The organism is Streptosporangium minutum, assembly GCF_002149035.1.
Classification (GTDB): domain Bacteria; phylum Actinomycetota; class Actinomycetes; order Streptosporangiales; family Streptosporangiaceae; genus Streptosporangium; species Streptosporangium minutum.
The window spans coordinates 1-19,477 of the sequence record NZ_NGFP01000080.1; the positions used below are offsets into that span (position 1 = coordinate 1).

A 19,477-nucleotide genomic window follows, 5' to 3' on the forward strand; every position below is an offset into this window, starting at 1 on the left:
GCACTGGGGCCGGGGCGGGCGCCGACGAACAGCCGGGCGGCGTCGCGGTGAGCGTTGAGCATGCGCCGCTGATCGCGCATGCGTTCGGCGAGCCAATCCCGCCAGGACTCGCCCTCGGCCAGCGGGCGCAAGGGGATCTCTCTGGTCAGCGCGTCGGCCATCTCGTTGAGCAGTTCCTGCTTGTTGGCGAAGTGCCAGTAGAGCGCGGGCGCCTGCACATCCAGCTTGCCTGCCAGACGGCGCAGGGTCAGCTGGTCCAGGCCGACCTCGTCCAGCAGGTGCAGCGCGGCGGCGACGACCGTACTGCGGTCGATTTTCATGGTTGACAGCTTAACAAGGTTCAATACATACTTAACGACGTTAAATATAACAGCGTTAAGGAGACCGAGATGACCCCCCTCGACGTGCTGATCGTGGGTGCCGGGCCTACCGGGCTGACCCTGGCCTGCGACCTGATCCGCCGCGGCCTCACCTGCAGGATCGTCGAGCAGAGTCGCACCCCCCAGACCGGCTCCCGGGGGTTCACCCTCAAACCCCGCAGCCTGGAGGTCCTCGACGATCTCGGCGCCGTCCACCGCGTCCTGGCCGCCGCCCAGGTGCAGTCCCGGACCCGTTTCCACCTGGGCGAGCCGCTCCTGTTCGACCTGTGGGTGCCGCCCGCAGCGCCCGGCCCGCAGCGTCCCTACCCCAACTCGCTGGCCATTCCCCAGTGGCGGACCGAGGCTGTCATGCGCGAGCGGCTGGCCGAACTGGGCGGCGTGGTCGAGTTCGGCTGCCGGCTGACCGGCTTCCACACCGGCGACGGCCAGGGCGAGGACCCGGGCGACGGCCAGGGCGAGGATCTGGGCGAGGATCTGGGCGAGGACCCGGGGGTGACCGCCACCCTGGAGCGTGACGGCGTCACCGAGACCGTGCGCGCTTCCTACCTGGTCGGTGCGGACGGCGGCCGCAGCACCGTCCGCCGCCGCCTGGGCCTGGCCTTTTCCGGTTCCACCGACGACGCCCGCGCCTTGATCGCCGACGTGCACGTCGACGGACCGCGGCACCGCGACGCGGTGCACTTCTGGATGGCCGCCGACGGCCACATCGTGGTGCTGCGGCCCACCCCCCACGCCCCGACCTGGCAGGTCGTGGCCTCACTGGCCCCCGACGCGGACGGCGCCTGGCCCGAGGCCTCGCTGGAACACCTGCAGCGGGCGGTGACCGAGCGCACCGGCCGCGGCGACATCCGGCTGACCGACCCGGCTTGGCTGTCGGTCTGGCGCTACAACCTGCGCATGATCGACACCTACCGGGTCGGCCGGGTGTTCCTGGCCGGCGACGCCGCTCACGTGCACAGCCCGTTCGGCGGGTTCGGCATGAACACCGGCATCCAGGACGCCTACAACCTCGGCTGGAAGCTCGCCCTGGTCCTGCGGGGCGCGGCCGGCGACGCCCTGCTGGACACCTACCAGACCGAGCGGCTACCCGTCGCCCGCACGATCCTCGCCGAGAGCGACAGGCGCTTCGCCGCCGCCACCCCGCCCCGCCTGATCCGGCCGTTGCTGCGGGCCGTTCTCAAGCCGTTCTTCGCCCGGCAGCAGATCCGCGACCGAAACGACCATCCCACCTACCGCACCAGCCCGCTGAGCCTGGACCTGGCCGATCGCCGCAGCCCGGTCCGTGCCGGCGACGTCGCCCCCGACGGCCCCGTCCGGCTTGGCGCCGACGCCTCCCGCACCCGGCTGTTCGACCTGTTCCGCGGACCGCACTTCACCGTCCTGACCTTCAGCGCCCAGCACGCCGGCGCGGCCGCGCACACCGTCCGCGACCTCGCGGACCACCTGCGCGTCTGTACGGTCATCGCGCCGGGACGGCGGCCGGTCACCGGCGTCACCGTCCTGATCGACACCGAGGGCCGGATCCGCCGCGCCTACGGCGCCCGCGACAGCACCCTGATCGTCGTGCGACCCGACGGCTACATCGGGCTCATCGCGCACCACCCCGCCGATCACACCCTGCGCGACTACCTCGCCCAGGCTCACCTGCGCCCCCTCCCCACCGCGCCCTCTCATGCGTCCGCCTCGCGATGAGGGACCGGCCCCGGGCCGTCGGGCCGGCTCTGAGCCGGTCTCACACCCGTCGAGATCCGACAGCGCGCAAGCCTTCCCCCTCGGCCCGGCCCCGGCGCTCTTCGACACGTCACCGCTGAGAGCGGATCGGATCAGCTGAGCCGGACGGCCTCGCGAGCGGGCGCCTGGGCACGCAGGGCCTGGACGAACCAGTCGAACACCGGCGCCAGGCTCTCCGGGGCCGGCCAGCCGTTGACCACTGCGAGCAGCTGGAGGTACTGATCCCTGCGGGGGTCGTTCGCGGTCTCCAGCCGGGCCAGCAGCCGGTGCCGGAGGCCGGCGTCGTCGGGGCAGCCGAAGACGTGCGCGTACTGGGCCGTGACCGCCGCGACGATCGGACCGGCCTGCGGCGAGGCCGGGTCGACGCCGGCCGCCAGGGCCGGGCCGACATGGTCGCGGACCATCGCGGCGGAGTCGCGGCGCAGGGTCGTGGGGTCGCCCTGGGCGCGCTCGGCCGCGTGCTGCTCAGCCGTACGCCGCATGACGGCGCGGAAATCCGGGTCCTGGGAGAGCTCGGCCAGCTCCACCCACGCCTCCACCTGCTCGGCCTCGGGGTTGTCGGGCAGTTCGGGGGTCATCGAGCGCCTGATCCCCTCGAATCCGGCGTCGGCGCCCGGGTCGCCGAAGGCGGTGTCGAGGAAATCGCCGATCAGCCGCCGGCGTTCGTCCTCGGAGAGCTTTGCGAGCTTGTGCATGAGATCCATCTCCTCAGGGGTGGACCCGCGCCTGGCGACCGCCGTGAGCACCGCGCGCCGCAGGCGCAGCGTGCGGATCTGCACCGCCAGCGCCTCGGCGTGCGCCGCGGCGACTTCGGGAAGTGAGACCTCCCGGTCCACGACCCTGCGGATCGTGGGGAGGTCCACTCCCAGCTCTCGCAGCGTCCGCACGAGGTCCAGGCGCGCGACGGCGTCGATGCCGTAGAGGCGGTAGCCGGCCGGGCTACGGTCGGTCGGCGGCACGATCCCGCGATCGGAGTAGAACCGGATGGCCTTGACCGTCAGTCCGGTCCGCCGGGCCAGATCACCGATCGAGTGGAGCGTGTCGCCGTCCATGCCCCTCACCCTCGCGTCTCCCCTTACTGGAGACTCAAGCCCATCCGCCTGCCTGCGGCAAATCACTCCTCACCCGCGACCGCCGGCCCGGCTGAGCGCTTCCGTGTCCGGCCGAGACCGTGGCGCGGACGCGGGTCACGACCACGGCGCCGTCGGGTACCACGGGATGATCTCTCGCCGGGCGAGCATCCGCACGTCCCAGTACAGGAAGGTGAACACCCCGGCGACGATCAGGGACGATGCCGTCAGGACCGCGATCCGGCTCGGCTTGGCCGTCAGCCACCGCTGCAACCGGCTGCCCGCGACGGACGACAGGATCAGGAACAGCACCGTCATGATGACGATGTTGCCGAGCGACTGCAGGACGAAGGCCGCCGCGCCGTACAGGGGGTTGCCGCTCTCGGCCGCGTCCCGGAACATCTGCCTGAACAGCGCGAACGGCCGTCCGATCAGGAACCCGCCGATCAGCGCGCCCATGAACACCATCGGCGCGTTGGGGAAGCGCCGGGAGATGCGGGCGAACGGGTCACGCACCACGCCGAGCGCGGCCAGCCCCATGTAGAGCATCGCCAGCCCGATCAGGCCGTAGACCACCATCGACTGGATGCCGCGCGGCGAGAGCGTTCCGGGCGTGTTCTGCGCGGTGGAGAACTGCGGCATGCTCGTACCCACGAACCCGACGATCGCGCCGTAGACGGCCGACACGGTGATCATGCCGATCGACAGCCAGCCCAGCGGCTTCAACGCGTGGGCCAGGCGGCCCCACCGGCTGCCGACGTTGCCCAGCAGGGGGGCCACCGCGCCGAACGCGGCGATGTTGCAGGCCGTGAACGAGCCGGCGAGCCCGCTGACGAACGCGAACGCGATACCGGCGGCGATACCGGCGATCGGCGTCTCCTTCGCGTCGTGCCCGAGCAGCGTGTTGGCGACGTTGTCGCCGATCGTCTGATCGACGAACTCGGCCGACCAGACGATGGTCAGCAGGAAGCCCACCAGACCGCTGACCAAGATGATCAGTCCGCGTCTGCGGGGGAACCACCCGTTGACGAAGACGGACGTGGCCACCGGCGCGGCCCGCACCCCTGCGCGGCCGGGCGTTTCGGATGGGACCTGCACGGTGTGGTCTTGCGTCATGGCCATCTCCTCAAAGGCACGACAACAACCTCGCGAAACGTGGTTTAAACGATCAGAACTGTAGCTCCACATCTCGTACAGGGACAGCCTTGACATGATCGTCAAATACCCACAACATAAGGCGGTGGTCCAGGGGATGTTTCCTCCGAATTTCGCTACCGTCAAAATAATCGGATGACTCCGCCATTCTGGAGGACCATGCCCCACCCCGATATCTCCTTCGCCGCCCGAACGGCGACTACCTGCGGAAAGTCCGATCCTCTGGAGCATGCGGCGGGCCCGCGCATTCCGGCCTGCCATTCTCGGCGGAGCTGGAGACGCCGCCGCCGCACCCGCGTATGGGCCCGTGACCTCGAAACAGCGCACCGACGTATGGACCCGTGGTTCCGGAACCGCCGGCAGTCGCAAAGCGGCCGGACATAATCGGCTATTACAAAACTCAATGAAAGGGCGGCGGCTCTCAAACGTCACGCCCCGGACAAGCGCGCCTCACCCGTCCCGCCCGCCGCCGAGCCCTGGATCGGTCGCCGGCGGGCCTGGCCGGGACACGGCGCCGGACCGGTTCCGGGCCGGCGGGTCGTCGCCACCGGGTGCCGGCCGGGACATCCCCCGTCCGCCGGCGGTCTCGCGGAGCATCCGGTGGACCCGTCCTGTTCCGCGGGCGGGCGTCCCGACCCCGTCCTGTTCCGCAGGTGGGCGTCCCGACCCCGTCCTGTTCCGCGGGTGGGCGTCCCGACCCCGTCCTGTTCCGCGGGTGGGCGTCCCGGACCCGATAGCGCCGGTCACCCGGTCGCCGCGGCTCCGGAGAGTCATCGCATCTCCGGAGCCGGCCGCGAAGTACGATCAGCCAATGACCGAAATGACCGAAGCCAAGCCCGGCTGGCTTTCCCCCGAAGAGCTGGAGTCGACGCGCGCACGCATGCCGATCCTGTACGTCGACGCCGTGCCGGTGCGAGTCGACGACACGGGAGCGGTCACGCACGTCGGCCTGCTGCTGCGCATCGGATCGGCCGGGACGGTCAGCCGCGCCCTCGTCTCCGGTCGCGTGCTCCACCACGAGCGTGTCCGCGACGCGCTCATGCGCCATCTGGAGAAGGACCTCGGCCCGGTCGCGCTGCCCCACGTGCCGGCCTCCCCGCAGCCGTTCACCATCGCCGAGTACTTCCCGACGCAGGGCGTCACCCCGTACCACGATCCCCGGCAGCACGCGGTGTCCCTCGCCTACGTCGTCCCGGTCGCGGGTGACTGCCGGCCCCGGCAGGACGCCCTCGACCTGGTCTGGTTCACCCCGCAGGAGGCCGCGTCACCGATGGTGCAGCAGGAGATGTCCGGCGGCCACGGCGTCCTGCTGAAGCAGGCCCTGGCGCACGTCGGCTGCCTCCCCTGAGCCCCGGAGGAAAGTGCCGCCCTCCCGGTCCGCCTCCGGGACGGCGACGCCCGGCGGTACGGCGCGGCATCCGGGACCGCGGCGATTGCCAGCCGACAATCTACGCGTGAACGGATATTCCAGGCGATTATTTCTGCAGCTCAGCGGGGTCGCCACCGTTGGAACGCTGATCCGGCCGCCTTCCGCGCATGCGGAGGAGGATCCCTTCGCCCTGCTGCGCCGCCGGTGGCGGGACGTGACGGCGGGGTCGGGATTCGACGCGGCGGCCGAACCGTACCGGACCCGGCTCGCGGAGCTGGGGACGGCGGCGGCCGGATACCGGGACACCATGGCGCCCGCCGGCGCGTCGCTCTGGCCCGATCTGGCGTTCCCCTCCTTCACCGCCACCCCGGCGCGGCTGCGGACCATGGCCCGCGCGTACGCCCTGCCGGGGACCGGTCTGACCGGTGACGCGGACCTGGCCGCGACCGTCGCCGCCGGCGTCGACCACTACCGGCGGCGGGTGTACGCCGCGGGCGCGGACCCGGCCGGCAACTGGTGGAACTGGCAGATCGGCACCCCCAGAAGGCTCCTCGACGCGGCCGTGCTGATCGGTCCGCACCTGGCGGACCGGCAGAGCAGGGCGCTGGGCGACGCGGTGGACCACTTCCTCCCCGAGTGCCGCCTGAACGACTACAGCGGCACCAGCACCGGGGCCAACCGGGTGGACCTGTGCACGGTGACGCTGCTGCGCGCCATCCTCAGGTCCGACCCGGCGAAGGCCGCGCTGGCCGCCTCGGCCCTCTCCCCGGTCTTCCCCTACGTCTCCGAGGGAGACGGGATCTACCGGGACGGCTCGTTCGTCCAGCACACGTCCGTCCCCTACCAGGGCGGGTACGGGGCGGTGATGCTGTCCGGTCTCGCGACGCTGTTCGCGGTGCTGCGCGGCTCGCGGTGGGAGGTCACGGACCCGGACCGGCAGATCGTCTTCGACACCGTCGAGAGGTCGTTCGCGCCGGTCGTCCACGACGGCTTCTGCATGGACCTCGTCAGCGGCCGCGGGATCGGCAGGGAGCCCTACGGTGACCACAGGCGGGGACGCGGGATCGCCTCCTCGATCCTGCTGCTGGGGGACGCGGCCTCCGCCGCCGAGCGGGCCCGCTGGCAGGGCATGGTGAAGGGGTGGGCGCTGCGGGACACCTGCGCCCCCATGCTCGGGGCGGCCGAGAGGAGCGACCTGGGGTTCCACGCCCGCCTCGCCGCGGTCCTGGACGACGACGCGATCCCCGCGGCGGACGAGCCCGCCGGGCACCGGCTGCTGGCGATGAGCGCCCGCGCCGTCCATCGCAGGCCGGGCTGGTGCGCGGGGCTCAGCATGGCCTCCCACCGGATCGGCCACTACGAGCACGGCAACGGCGAGAACCTCCGAGGCTGGCACACCGGCTCGGGAATGCTCTACTGGTGGGGCGAGGGCCACGGCGACCAGTACTCCGACTCCTTCTGGGCCACCGTCGACCCCTACCGCCTGCCGGGCACGACCGTCTCCACCCGGCGGCTGGCCGACGGCGCCGGCGAGGGGTGGGGCGACACCTGCCCGCCGGGCCGCTGGGTGGGCGGCGCCACCGACGGCACGTACGCGACGGTCGGCCAGCACCTGAACGGCTTCGAGAGCACGATGGAGGCTTTCAAGTCGTGGTTCTTCCTCGACGACGCGGTGGTCTGCCTGGGCGCCGCGATCACCAGCCAGGACGGCGTCCCGGTCGAGACCGTCGTGGACAACCGCAGGACCGACGCGTTCCTCACCGTGGACGACAGGGCGGGCTGGGCACACCTGGAGGGACACGGCGGCTACGTGGTGCCCTGCGCCCGCCTGCACACGCTGCGCGAGGAACGCGCCGGCGGCCCGGAGCCGGTCACCCGGAGCTATGTGACGCTCTGGCTCGACCACGGCGTCGACCCCGGCTCGGCCGGTTACGTCTACCTGCTCCTGCCGGGTGCGAGCCTGGCGCGGACCCGGGCCCGCGCCGCCGACCCCGGCTGGGCGCGCGTGGTCGCCAACACCGCCCGCCAGCAGGGTGTCCGGGTCCCGTCGCTCGGGATCACCGCCGTGAACTTCTGGAACGACGGAGCCGCCGGCGGCCTGGCCGCCTCCGCCCCGTGCGCGGTCCTCGTCAGGGAGAGCGGCGACGGCACGGCCACGCTGACCGTGTCGGACCCCCGGCGCGACCTGAGCGGGCTGACCGTGACCTGGGACCGGCCGGTGACCGAGGTGCTCCGCGGGCACCCCCTCCTGGCGGGCGCCGCGACCGGCGCGAAGCTCACGCTCGCCTTCGGGCGGCTGTCGGACCGGGGCGGCAGTTCCAAGACGGTCACCGTGCGGCTCGGCTGAGTCCCGTCTCGCGGGCGGGCCGCCGTGGCCGGTCAGATCACTTCGAAGTCGGCCATCATCGCCATGTCCTCGTGTTCGAGGTTGTGGCAGTGCAGCATGTAGCGGCCCCGGTATCCCTCGAAGCGGACCAGGACGTCGACGACCTCGTACGGCCGAACGTCGACGGTGTCCTTCCAGCCCGCGTCCGTCGCGGCGGGCGGCCTGCCGCCGCGTGACAGCACCTGGAAGTGCGCCAGGTGGACGTGCACGGGGTGATGGAAGTCGCTGGTGAACCGCCACACCTCGGTGGTGTTCAGCCGTGGCCTGGCCAGCGGGCTGCCGGGCCGGAACGGCCGCCCGTTGATCGTCCAGGCCGCTCCGCCGCCCTGTCCGCTCATGCGGAAGTCGAAGACCCGCGTGGCCACGGCTCCGGACCGGTCGGGAGGGTCGATCCGGGACAACCGCCTGGGCACCGCGCTGTCGTCCTTCGCCTTACGGGCGACGCGGAACCGCATCACGTCGCGCGTCGATCCGGCGCCCAGGGTGTTGACCAGCGTCACCTCGGCGCCGACGGGGTAGCCGGAGAAGTCCACGACCACGTCGAACCGCTCGGCCGGCGCGATGGTGATCGCCTCGTGGGTCACCGGGGCGGCCAGCAGCCCGAGGTCGCTGCCGACCTGGACGAACCTGCCGCCGGGCGTCAGCGCGAGGCGGTAGCGGCGGGCGTTGGAGGCGTTGAGCAGCCGCAGCCGGTAGCGGGCGGCGTCCACCTCGGCCACCGGCCAGGGGGCGCCGTTGACCAGGATCACGTCGCCCTCGACGCCTTCCATGAAGTCCTCCTCCACCCCCGCCTTGACCAGCAGGCTCGGGTCCACCTCCGGGTAGCGGAACGCGCCGTCCTCCTCGAAGGACCGGTCGCAGATCATCAGCGGGAGGTCCCGCGCGCCCTTCGGCAGCGGCAGCGCGTCGTCCTCGTCGTCGCGGACCAGCAGGAAGCCGGCCAGGCCACGCCAGACCTGCGGGGCGGTGAAGTCCATCCGGTGGTCGTGGTACCAGAGCGTGGCGGCCCGCTGGTCCAGCGGGTAGACGTAGTCCCTGGCCCCGGAGTGGAAGGTCCACTGCGACAGGTCGTGGCCGGCGTGCGCGCCGGGCGGCGGCCGGAACCCCCTGCCCTCGGCCACCACCAGGTCCGTGGGGTAGCCGTCGGAGCCGGGCGGGGTGACCCCGCCGTGCAGGTGCGTGGAGGTTGGCACGGGCAGCTCGTTGCGGACCCGGATGACGGTACGGCCGGCGCGGCGCAGGTCGAAGGTGGGGCCGGGGAAGGTGCCGCCGTATCCCCAGATCTCCGTCGTCGTGCCCGGGATGATCTCCACCCGGGCCGCGCGCTGGACCACCTCGTAGTGGCCTGGCCGTACGGGAACGGCGGTCTCGGGGACGGGGAGCGGCACGGTGAACGGCGCGGGCGGCGCCAGCGCGCTGGCCAGGGTCTGGCCGGCGGTCTCGGTGGCCCGCGTCCCGCATCCGGCGACGGCGAGCCCGGTGCCGCCGAGCATGCCGAGGAAGCCCCGCCGGGAGATCACGCCGTCCCCCGCCAGGTCCAGGCGGTCATCACCGCGGAGGCGCCGAAGACGGCCACGCCGAGCGGGAAGTGCGCGGCGATGACACGCTCCTGTCCCAGCACGATCTGCAGCAGCTCGGCGGCCACGAGCGCCGTGCTCGCCAGGGCCGGCCACAGGGGGCCCCTTCCGGGACGCCACAGCAGGATCGCGGACACGAGCTGCACGTACAGCATGGCGTGGGTGAACCCGCCGTTGCCACGGTGCCAGGTGAGCATGTCCACGTCGCCGGTGACGAACAGGCCGGCCAGGACCGCCTGCCCGAGCACACCGAGAAGGTGGAGGGTGGCGCCGGAACGTAACGACCAGACGATCCAGCCGGGGGCACGCGTCCGGTGGACGGTGGAGGGGAGGCTCATGGGCACCATGCTGGCGCGCTCGATCCGGGAGGTCGTCCTCCCCCGGGCGGCCCCGCGCCGTACATCCCAGGGTGTACGGCGGGCCTGCGGGACACGGGATGTACGACCGTGGGTGTAGGCACGACCTCATCCACCCGCGTGTCGGCCCGGCCGGCCCGGTGGCCTACCGTTTCAGAGATGAACAACCGGAAGATCGATGCGCTGGTCACGGCGGCCGTGCTGACTCTGGGTGTCGCGGGCACGTACGGCAGGCTGTCCTCCTCGGGCATGCCCGAGCGCTCCTTGGACCCGCTCGGCCTGTCGTTGCTCGTGATATCGGCGGTGTCCCTCGTCTTCCGGCGTACCGCACCGGTGTGGACCGGGGTGGTCGCGGTGGGGTGCGGCATCGCCTACTACGGTGCGGGATATCCGGGCATCTTCGCCGCCGCGCCCGCCCTGATCGCGATCTACACGGCGACGACCCTGGGGCGCCGGCGCCTGGCGATCGTGCTGGCCGTGGCGCTGGCCGGGGGGATCGGCGTCCTCGTCGCGCTCGCCGACACCGATCCGGAGCCCGGCGGCCTCAGCCTGCTCAGCGGCTGGCTGGTGGCGATGGTGGTGATCGGCGAGATGGTCAGGAACCGCCGCGCCTACCTGCACGAGGTGGAGCAGCGGGCGGTCGAGGCCGAGCGCACCCGGGACGAGGCGGCGCTGCGCCGGGCGGGCGAGGAGCGGCTGTGGATCGCCCAGGAACTGCACGACACGCTCACCCACGCCATCTCGGTCATCAACGTCCAGGCGGCGGTGGCGACGCACCTGCTGGACCGCAGGCCGGAACAGGCACGCGAGGCACTGGCCGCGATCAAGGAATCCGGCCACGAGGCCATGAACGAACTCCGCGCCACGCTGGGCGTGCTCCGGCAGGCGGACACCGGTGATCCCGCGACGGGACTCTCCCGGCTGCCCGGGCTGGTGGCCAGAGCGGAGGCGGTGGGCCTGCCGGTGCGGGTCACCGTGGTGGGCGACGCCGGCACGCTTCCGCCGGACGTCGACCGGGCGGCCTATCGCATCGCGCAGGAGGCGTTCACCAACGTGCTGCGCCACGCCGGCCCCGCGTCGATCACGCTGACGACCGAATACCGTCCCGGGACGGTCGTGTTGCGGGTGGCGGACGACGGGCGGTCGGACGCGACGGCCGCGGAGCAGGGGATGGGGATCATCGGCATGCGGGAGCGCGCGCTGGCTGTGGGCGGGTCCCTGACGGCGGGACCGCGCCCGGAGGGCGGGTTCGAGGTCCTGGCCGAGCTGCCGCTGGTGAGCCCGTGATCCGGGTGCTGCTGGCCGACGACCAGCCGCTGATCCGCGCGGGCTTCCGGGCCCTGCTCGACTGCGAGGACGACATCGAGGTGGTCGGTGAGGCCGGGAACGGCGGCGAGGCCGTCGAGCTCTGCAGGGAGCTGCGGCCGGAAGTGGCGCTGCTGGATGTCAGGATGCCCCTGCTCGACGGGATCCAGGCCACCCGGAAGATCGGCTCGGACCCCGAGCTGAACACGGTACGCGTGGTGATCCTGACCAACTACGCCCTTGACGAATACGTCTTCGCCGCCCTCCGCGCGGGGGCCGCCGGCTTCCTGCTCAAGGACATCGAGCCCGTCGAACTGCTGCAGTCGGTCCGCGTGGCGGCCCGCGGCGACGCGCTGCTGTCGCCCTCGGTCACCCGGCGGCTGATCGAGGAGTACGTCTCCACCCCGCCCAGGCCGGTGGCCGGCCCCGGCCTGGAACGGCTGACCGGACGGGAAGGCGAGGTGCTGCGGCTGGTGGCGGCCGGGATGTCCAACGAGGAGATCGCCGGGCATCTGGTCATCAGCCACGCGACCGTCAAGACCCACGTCAGCCGTACGATGACCAAGCTGGGGGCCCGTGATCGGGCCCAGCTCGTCGTCTTCGCCTACGAGTCGGGGCTGGTCACTCCGGGCAGCCGCTAGCCCCCGGCGGGTGCTTCTCGCGCCGGGAGCGCCGCGGCAATGGCCGGCCCGGCACGAGGTCCCGACGATAGTGACTTTTGTGGCATTAGGGACTTAAATATCGCGTGATTACGGCGGGAACTTAATGGCGGGGCCGGTGGCTGGATGCGGAGCGGATGAGCGCGGACGGACATAGGGGCGTGGGCCGGACGGTCTCTCCGGTCCTGGTCGGACGTGATGCGGAGCTGGAACGGCTGGCGGCGGCGGTGGCCGCGCGGCCTTCGGTGGTCGTGGTCGAGGGTGAGGCGGGCATCGGCAAGTCCCGGCTGGTCGCGGAGCTGGCCGCGCGGCCGGAGGTGGCGGGGCTGCGGTTGCTGAGCGGCGGGTGCAGCCAGATCAGGGAACCGTTCCCGCTCGGGCCGCTCGTCGAGGCGCTGCGGTCCCGCGGCGGAGACCTGGCCGGGGCGGCGCTGTCGCCGGTGGCCGGCGCGCTGGGATCCCTGTTTCCCGAACTGGCGGACGTTCTTCCCGAAGCCCCCGAACCGCTGGACGACCGGGCGGCCGAGCGGCACCGACTGTTCCGCGGACTGGGCGTGGTGCTGGCCGCGCTCGGTCCCGCCGTACTCGTGGTCGAGGACCTGCACTGGGCCGACGAGCAGACCGTCGAGTTCCTGGCGTACCTCCTGGCGAACCCGCCCGCCACGTTGTCGGTCGTGCTGACCTACCGGGGCGAGGAGGCGCCGGCCGGGGTGCGCGCGCTGACCGCGCGCCCGGCCGATGCGATCACCCACGAGCATGTCGGGCTGGCGCCGATGGACGAGAGGCAGACGCGCGCGCTCGCGGCGGCGATCCTGGGCAGTGCGGAGGTCTCCGCGGAGTTCGCGGCGCACCTGTGCGTACGGGCGTCGGGACTGCCGCTGGCGATCCAGGAGCTGCTGGCGCTGCTGCGGACGCGGGGAGCGCTGATCCGCTGGGAGGGCGGCTGGGCCCGGCGTGCCCTCGACGCGCTGGACGTGCCGGTGGGGGTGCGGGCCTCGGTGCAGGAGCGGGTGGGACGGCTGTCACCCGCGGCGCGGAGGGTGGCGGAGGCGGCCGCGGCGCTTCAGCTGGCCTCGCCCGTCGCGGTGCTGACCGGCGTCACCGGCCTGTCCCCGGCTGAGGCGGCCGACGGGGTGGACGAGGTGCTGGACTCCGGCCTGTTCGTCGAGCGGGACGGGATGGTGCGGTTCCGGCACGTGCTGGCGGCCCAGGCGGTCCACGAGGGGATCTCGCTGGGACGCAGGCAGGCGTTGCACGCCGCCGCCGCGACCGCGGTGCGGGACCTGCGCCCGGTGCCGCTGGGGCGGGTGGCGTACCACCTCCGGCAGGCCGGTCGCCTCGGGGACTGGGTGGATGCCGCCGAGAGCGCCGCCGACCAGGCCTTCGCGCTGGGTGACGACGCCGAGGTGGCACGGCTCCTTGAGGATGTGCTGCGCCACGCGGATCTGGCGCCCGAGCGCCGGGCGGCCCTGACGATCAGGCTGGGGTGGGCCGCCTCGGAGCTGCTGCACCTGCCGGACGTCGGCGACCTGCTCGCCGAGGCGCTCGACAAGGCTCCTCCCGGGGCCGTCCGCGGCGAGCTGCGGTTCCTGCTGGGGATGCAGCTCGAAGTGACCCGGACGGACCCGGCGCGCAGGTACCGGATGTTCACCGACGCCCTGGAGGAGCTGGCCGAGCGGCCGGAGCTGGCGGCCTGGACCATGGTGGCCCTGGCGTTGCCGGCCACCATGGACGTGCCGTCCCATGAGCGTCTGGGGTGGTTGGAGCGCGCCCTGGAGACGCTGCCCGAGGTCGGTGACCCCGCGACCCGTCTCCTCGTGCTGAGCAAGGTCGCGATGGTGTTCACCGTGGTCGGCGACCCGCGCTGGGCCGAGCTGACCGACCGCGTCGTGCGGGAGACGGGCGGCTACGCCGGTCGCCGCAGGGAGGTCAACGCCTATCGCTCCATCGGCGACGAGGCCTGTTTCAGCGGACATCACGAGGTGGCGCTCCGCCTGCTGTCCAAGGCGATGGAGAGTGCGGCGAGCGCTGACGTCACCGGCGGAGCGGAGTTCCGCTGCCGCGCCTCGATGACGATCGTGGCTTACTGCCGGGGTGCCTGGGACGGGCTGGGCGAGGAGGTCGAGGCGCTGCGCCACGGGCGCAGCGACCGCCCGGTCGAAGTGAACCTCCTGGACACCGTGGCGGCCTGCCTGTCGCCCTCCCCGGGCCGTCTGGACGCCGCTCAGGATCTCCTGCGTGAAGTCGTCCGGCGGGTGGGGGCCATGGGAGACGTCGATCTGCTCCCGTTTCCGGTGAGCATGCTGCTGCGGGTGGCCACCGCCCGCGGTGAGGCCGCCGCGGCGATCGCGGAGACCTCGGAGGCCGTCGCCACGTGGGAGGCCAACGGCTTCTGGCCGGTGGGGGTCCGGGCGGTTCCGGCGCTGGTCGAGGCGCTGCTGGCGGCGGGCAGGCCGGCGGAGGCGGCCGAGGTGGTGGTTCGGTACGAGTCCCGGATGCTGGGGCTGGACGCGCCGCTGGCTCCGGCGGGGCTGCGGCAGGCTCGCGGGTTCATGGCCGCCGCGGAGCAGCGGTGGCGCGAGGCCGCGGAGCACTTCACGGCCGCCGCCGCCGACTTCCGGCGGCTACCGGCCCCCTACGAGGCGGCCCAGGCGGACGAGCAGGCCGCGGCCTGCCTCTTCGCTCTCGGCGACCCCGCCGCGGAACCCGCCCTCAAGGCGGCCATCACCGTGTACGGCGGGATGGGCGCGCGATGGGACCTGGATCGGGCCACCCGGCTGGCCCGGCGATGGGGCCTGCGCCCAGCTCCTCCCGCCCCGTCGCGCGACGGGGCGAACGACTCCCTGTCGGCCCGGCAACAGCAGGTGGCGCGGCTGGCCGCGGCGGGACTCACCAACCAGGAGATCGCCAGGGAGATGTTCCTGTCGCCGAAGACCGTCGACAAGCATCTCGGCGCGGCGATGCGCAAGTTCGGCGCGCGTTCGCGCACGGAGCTCGCCCGCCACCTGGACCACCCCGCAGGACCTTGATCGGGAAAGTTGGGGCGTTTACCCCATCTGTCACCCCATACCCCCACGAGGGGGTGGCGACGATGCTTGCCTCATGTCTGACCAGGATGCGCCCGAGCCCGCATCGGACGAGGGCCCCGGCCACGAGGCGCAATCCGAGGAGGCGACCCCACCGGTCGCCGTAGCGCCCCGGCTCCCCGAGGGATTCGAGCCGCTGTGATCCGGCTCTCCCCGCGCACCCCCCATCTCGATCACGCAGAAAGGCAGTGCCCCGCCATGTCCGACAACGGATTCCGGCCGTCACCTCCCGGGAGGGCCGCGTGAAACGCACCGTCCTGCTGACCTCGCTCCTCGCGCTGGCCGCGACCGCGCTGCCGCAGACGCCGGCGGCACTGGCCGCCGAGCCGGCGCAGCCGCCCCCGGCGGCTCCCGTCACACTCCAGGGTGTCGGCCCGGGCCCGCACGTCATCACCCTGGTCACCGGCGACAAGGTCACGCTCACCCAGGCTGTCACCGGCCGCTTCGACGTGAAGACCGAACCCGCCGTCCGCCAGGACGGCCACCGGCCGAAGCTGCTCACCCAGACTTCCCCCGAGGGCGTCTTCGTCCTCCCGTCCGACGCGATGCCCGCCATTCAGGCTGGGCGGCTGGACATGCGGCTGTTCAACGTCAAGTACCTGGCGGAGAACGGCTACACCGACGACCGGACCAAGCAGGTCCCGGTCATCGTCCAGTACCCGGAGAAGCACGGTCTCGCCGCGGTCCGAAGCGCCGCCGCCGCGATCCCGGCGAGCGTCCCCACCCATGACCTGGAGAGCATCCACGCCTCCGCCCTCGACGTCGCCAAGGCCGAGTCCGGAGCGTTCTGGAACGCCGTGCGCGCCGTCCCCACCGGATCGGGCGAACAGGGCATGAGAGCGGTGCCCGGCACCTTGCGCGGCGGGATCGCCAAGGTGTGGCTGGACGGCAAGGTCAAGGCCATCCTGGACAAGAGCGTGGCGATGATCGGCGCGCCGCAGGCCTGGGCCGGCGGGCACGACGGCACCGGGGTGAAGGTCGCGGTGCTGGACACCGGCGTCGACGCCACCCACCCCGACCTCGCAGGGAAGATCGCGGACTCCAGGTCCTTCGTCCCCGACGCTCCGGTCAAGGACGGTCACGGCCACGGCACCCACGTGGCCTCCACGATCGCCGGCTCCGGAGCGGCGTCCAGCGGCAAGTACAAGGGCGTGGCTCCGGGCGCGCAACTGGTCGTCGGCAAGGTGCTGAACGATGCCGGGTCGGGCGAAGACTCGTGGATCATCGAGGGTATGGAGTGGGCCGCGTCCAGCGGCGCCAAGGTCGTCAGCATGAGCCTGGGCGCCGGCCCCACCGACGGCACCGACCCGATCAGCCAGGCGGTCAACGGCCTGAGCGCGTCCACCGGCACCCTGTTCGTCATCGCGGCGGGCAACTCCGGCGCGCTGCCCGGGAGCGTGTCCATGCCCGGCACAGCCGAGGCGGCGCTCACCGTCGCCGCGGTCGACAAGCAGGATCAGCTGGCCGGCTTCTCCGGCCGGGGGCCGCGGTTCGGTGACTCGGGGCTCAAGCCCGACATCGCCGCGCCCGGCGTGGACATCGCCGCGGCGCGCGCCGCGGGCACCACGATGGGCACTCCCGTCGACGACCGCTACACCGGGGCGTCCGGCACCTCGATGGCCACGCCGCACGTCGCGGGCGCCGCGGCGATCATGGCCCAGTTGCACCCCGACTGGAAGGGGCCGCTGCTCAAGTCCGCGCTGATGTCCACGGCCAAGGACGACGGCTTCAGCGCGTACGAGCAAGGCGCCGGGCGGGTGGACCTCGCCAAGGCGTACACCCAGCGGGTCTTCGCCACCACCGGCGGGATCGACTTCGGCTCGGTGACCGAGGAGGGCGAGTCGCTGCGGCGTGAGCTCTCCTACACCAACCTCACCGACCAGCCTGTCACCCTCACGCTCACCCCCGCCCTGCGCACCGTCGGCGGGACCGCGGTGGAGGGCAGGCTGAGCACCGATCCGACCCTCACGGTGCCCGCGAACGGCACCGCCACGGCGACCGTCACCCTCGACCCGACCGGCCTGGAGTTCGGCACCTACGACGGCGCCGTGACGGCCGAGGCAGGCGGCATCCGGCTGACCACCCCGGTGGGCATGGTGCGCGAGGCTCCGTTGGTCCAGCTCACCGTCCACACCATCGGCAGGGACGGCAAGCCCGCCACGCCGTGGTACCAGCAGACTCTCGACGTCGACGGCGCGAAGGGATACCTCCTTGACACCGTGGTGTCGAAGGAGGGAACCACGGTCACCCGGGTTCCGGTCGGCACGCATTCGGTGTTGCAGTGGCTGACCTGGATGGACGAGGACGACCGGAACAACGAGACGTTCCTGATCAACCCGGAGGTCACCGTCACCGGTGACACCGAGATCACGCTCGACGCCCGGCAGGCCTCCCAGGTCCGCTTCACCACCCCGAAGCCGGCCGAGCCGCTGAACAACATATGGGTCGCCTCCCACCAGCGGACCATTATCAACGGCCAGACGTTCGGCATGACCCTGACCCCCGGCATGCAGCAGGGCGCATGGTCGAAGATGTGGGTCACCCCCACCAAGCCGGTCACCAAGGGCAAGTTCCGTTTCGCCAGCCAGTGGACGCTGGGACAGTCCCAGGTCACCATGACCGCGGGCAGGCGCAAGCCGATCACCCTGCATCCGATCGCTCCCCCGCACAGCGACTACGGGACCGGGCCCCATCAGAACGGCCAGCCCGACTGGAAGCCGTTCACCGGGACACAGAACCTGCCGCTCGTCGACGTCGGTGAGGGCAGGCCCGAGGACATCGCCGGGAAGGACCTGCGCGGCAAGCTGGTCCTCATGGAGACGGGACTCGCGCCCAACGGCACCGTGAACTGCTTCACCTGGATCAGCCGGATCATTCCGATCCGTGAGGCCGGTGCGGCCGGACTGGCGACCTTCCCGTCGAAGAGCGGCCTCTGCGCCCTTCCGCTCGACGTCGGGCAGGAGATCAACACCGGCGACCCCAAGCCCATCAGCATCCCGAACGTGTCCCTGTCGAACAAGGAGGGACTGCAGCTGCGCGCGCAGCTCGCCCGCGAGGCGGTTCCCGTCCAGGTGACGGGCACACCGGAGACGCCCTACAGCTACGTCCTCAAGCCGTACGCCGAGGGCGGCGTGCCGAAGTCCATGCACTACACCTTCACCGACCGGCAGCTCGCCCAGGTCGACCTGGACGTCCACGCTTCCCAGCCCACCAAGTTCAACCACTGGCGCACGATCTACAAGCAGGACGACGTCACGGATACGACGACGTCCGTCTCGTCCTGGGGGGCGATGGCCTTCACCGGACCGACCACTCGGACCGAATGGGTCGGGCCGCTCGATCCCACGGTGATCCATTCGCACGGCATGTCCTCGTCCAACCTCGACAGGACGACCTTCTACGACACCCGGTTCCGCGTCGAGGTGTTCGACCGGCCCGGTCGTACCCGGCAGCAGTGGTTCACCGCGGGCCTGACGCCGGGTGCCCAGACCGCGTCGCAGAAGGTCTACGCGCGCGCCGACAAGGACGCGCCGCCCCTCACGACCCAGGGCATCAGCGTAACGTGCACGCTCTGCGTGCAGGGCGATACCCTCTGGGCCGAATTCTTCCCGGCGGGCACGACCGACAGCCACCCCGTCAGCGACGGATTCTGGAAGAGCGGTGAGCTCCTCACCCCTGACTACGACCTGCATCTCTACCGGGACGGCACGGAGATCCCGCGCGTCACGGCGCCCGGCCTGGACAACCTCCCCGCGTTCACCCTGCCCGAGGGCGCCGGCACCTACCGGCTGACCGCGAAGAACGCCCAGCACGACACCGAGTGGACGTTCCGCGCCCCGCCGGCCAAGGAACACGTGCTGCCGGGATCGTTCTGCAAGTACTGGATCATCGAAGGAGTCACCGAGCAGTGCCGGCCCACCCCCGTCGTCTTCGCCGGCTACGACCTGGGCGACACCCTGGCGATGGACAACACCGTCCGCGCCGGCCGCTCCCACAGGTTCACCGTCGAGGCCTACCACTCGCCGTCCGCGGCGAAGATGCCGAAGATCGCCGGGCTCAAGCTGTGGATGAGCACCGACGACGGCGCCAAGTGGACGCCCGTCCCGGTCAAGCGCGACCGTGACGGCGCCTACACCGCCAGCACCCGCTACCCGTCCCTGCGCGACACCAAGGGCGCGGTCAGCCTGAAGGTCGAAGCCTGGGACGCCGAGGGCAACCGCCTCAAGCAGACCAGCACCCGCCTGTTCGGCCTGCGCTGAACCGTCCGCTGATCGAAGAGTCCGCCGGGTGGCGGGGGTCTCCCCGCCACCCGGCGGCTCTGTGCCCGGGTGGCGGTCGCCGCGGCGTCGCCGGTCGAAGCCCGGTGCGCGCCGCGAAAGGGTAGATATCGCTACGCTTACCAG

The 19,477-nt window shown here is 72.1% G+C and carries 13 protein-coding genes; 8 read left to right on the top strand and 5 right to left on the bottom strand.

Annotation, left to right across the window (positions count from 1 at the left end; translation table 11 throughout):
- Positions 1 to 320: TetR family transcriptional regulator (locus CA984_RS18570; protein ID WP_242676038.1), on the bottom strand; the 320-nt coding region annotated here is incomplete at its 3' end.
- 69 nt (positions 321 to 389) lie between these two features.
- Between CA984_RS18570 and CA984_RS18575 the strand changes: the two genes are divergently transcribed.
- Positions 390 to 2,072, top strand: a complete 1,683-nt coding sequence (locus CA984_RS18575) for an FAD-dependent monooxygenase (protein ID WP_086574046.1) — start codon at positions 390 to 392, stop codon at positions 2,070 to 2,072.
- 131 nt (positions 2,073 to 2,203) lie between these two features.
- On the opposite strand, the gene CA984_RS18580 is transcribed toward CA984_RS18575, so the two are convergent.
- Together CA984_RS18580 and CA984_RS18585 are read right to left on the bottom strand one after the other, a co-directional pair.
- Positions 2,204 to 3,163, bottom strand: coding sequence for a MerR family transcriptional regulator (locus CA984_RS18580; protein WP_086574048.1), 960 nt, complete (start codon positions 3,161 to 3,163; stop codon positions 2,204 to 2,206).
- A 135-nt stretch (positions 3,164 to 3,298) separates the two neighbouring features.
- Positions 3,299 to 4,297 (bottom strand): hypothetical protein, encoded by a 999-nt coding sequence (locus CA984_RS18585; protein WP_207620926.1) that lies wholly within the window; start codon positions 4,295 to 4,297, stop codon positions 3,299 to 3,301.
- Positions 4,298 to 5,147: 850 nt separating this feature from the next.
- Here CA984_RS18585 and CA984_RS18590 point away from each other — a divergent pair.
- Positions 5,148 to 5,684: an NUDIX hydrolase family protein gene (locus CA984_RS18590; RefSeq protein WP_207620927.1), complete on the top strand. Its 537-nt coding sequence runs from the start codon at positions 5,148 to 5,150 to the stop codon at positions 5,682 to 5,684.
- A 106-nt stretch (positions 5,685 to 5,790) separates the two neighbouring features.
- Positions 5,791 to 8,052: a polysaccharide lyase 8 family protein gene (locus CA984_RS18595; RefSeq protein WP_086574052.1), complete on the top strand. Its 2,262-nt coding sequence runs from the start codon at positions 5,791 to 5,793 to the stop codon at positions 8,050 to 8,052.
- 32 nt (positions 8,053 to 8,084) lie between these two features.
- Here the strand turns inward: CA984_RS18595 and CA984_RS18600 are convergent, their stop codons facing one another.
- Positions 8,085 to 9,611 (bottom strand): multicopper oxidase family protein, encoded by a 1,527-nt coding sequence (locus CA984_RS18600; protein ID WP_086574054.1) that lies wholly within the window; start codon positions 9,609 to 9,611, stop codon positions 8,085 to 8,087.
- Positions 9,608 to 10,006, bottom strand: coding sequence for a hypothetical protein (locus tag CA984_RS18605; RefSeq protein WP_242676039.1), 399 nt, complete (start codon positions 10,004 to 10,006; stop codon positions 9,608 to 9,610). Before CA984_RS18605 ends, CA984_RS18600 begins: the two co-directional genes overlap by 4 nt.
- 177 nt (positions 10,007 to 10,183) lie before the next feature.
- Here CA984_RS18605 and CA984_RS18610 point away from each other — a divergent pair, with 177 nt between their 5' ends.
- The 5 genes from CA984_RS18610 (at position 10,184) to CA984_RS18625 (ending at position 19,333) form a co-directional block, all read left to right on the top strand.
- Entirely contained in the window at positions 10,184 to 11,311 is a 1,128-nt protein-coding gene (locus tag CA984_RS18610; protein WP_086574057.1) for a sensor histidine kinase, read from the top strand.
- Positions 11,308 to 11,970, top strand: a complete 663-nt coding sequence (locus CA984_RS18615) for a response regulator (protein WP_086574059.1) — start codon at positions 11,308 to 11,310, stop codon at positions 11,968 to 11,970. The genes CA984_RS18610 and CA984_RS18615 overlap by 4 nt, the downstream gene beginning before the upstream one ends.
- Before the next feature lie 179 nt (positions 11,971 to 12,149).
- A complete protein-coding gene (locus tag CA984_RS18620; RefSeq protein WP_242676040.1) occupies positions 12,150 to 15,017 on the top strand; it encodes a helix-turn-helix transcriptional regulator in 2,868 nt (955 codons plus the stop codon).
- A gap of 73 nt (positions 15,018 to 15,090) precedes the next feature.
- Positions 15,091 to 15,216 carry a hypothetical protein gene (locus CA984_RS48705; protein WP_278249033.1) on the top strand — a complete coding sequence of 42 codons (126 nt, stop codon included), beginning with the start codon at positions 15,091 to 15,093 and terminating at the stop codon, positions 15,214 to 15,216.
- Between the two features lie 100 nt (positions 15,217 to 15,316).
- On the top strand, positions 15,317 to 19,333 hold the full coding sequence (locus CA984_RS18625; RefSeq protein WP_086574062.1) for a S8 family peptidase: 4,017 nt from the start codon (positions 15,317 to 15,319) through the stop codon (positions 19,331 to 19,333).
- Positions 19,334 to 19,477 lie beyond the last annotated feature (144 nt).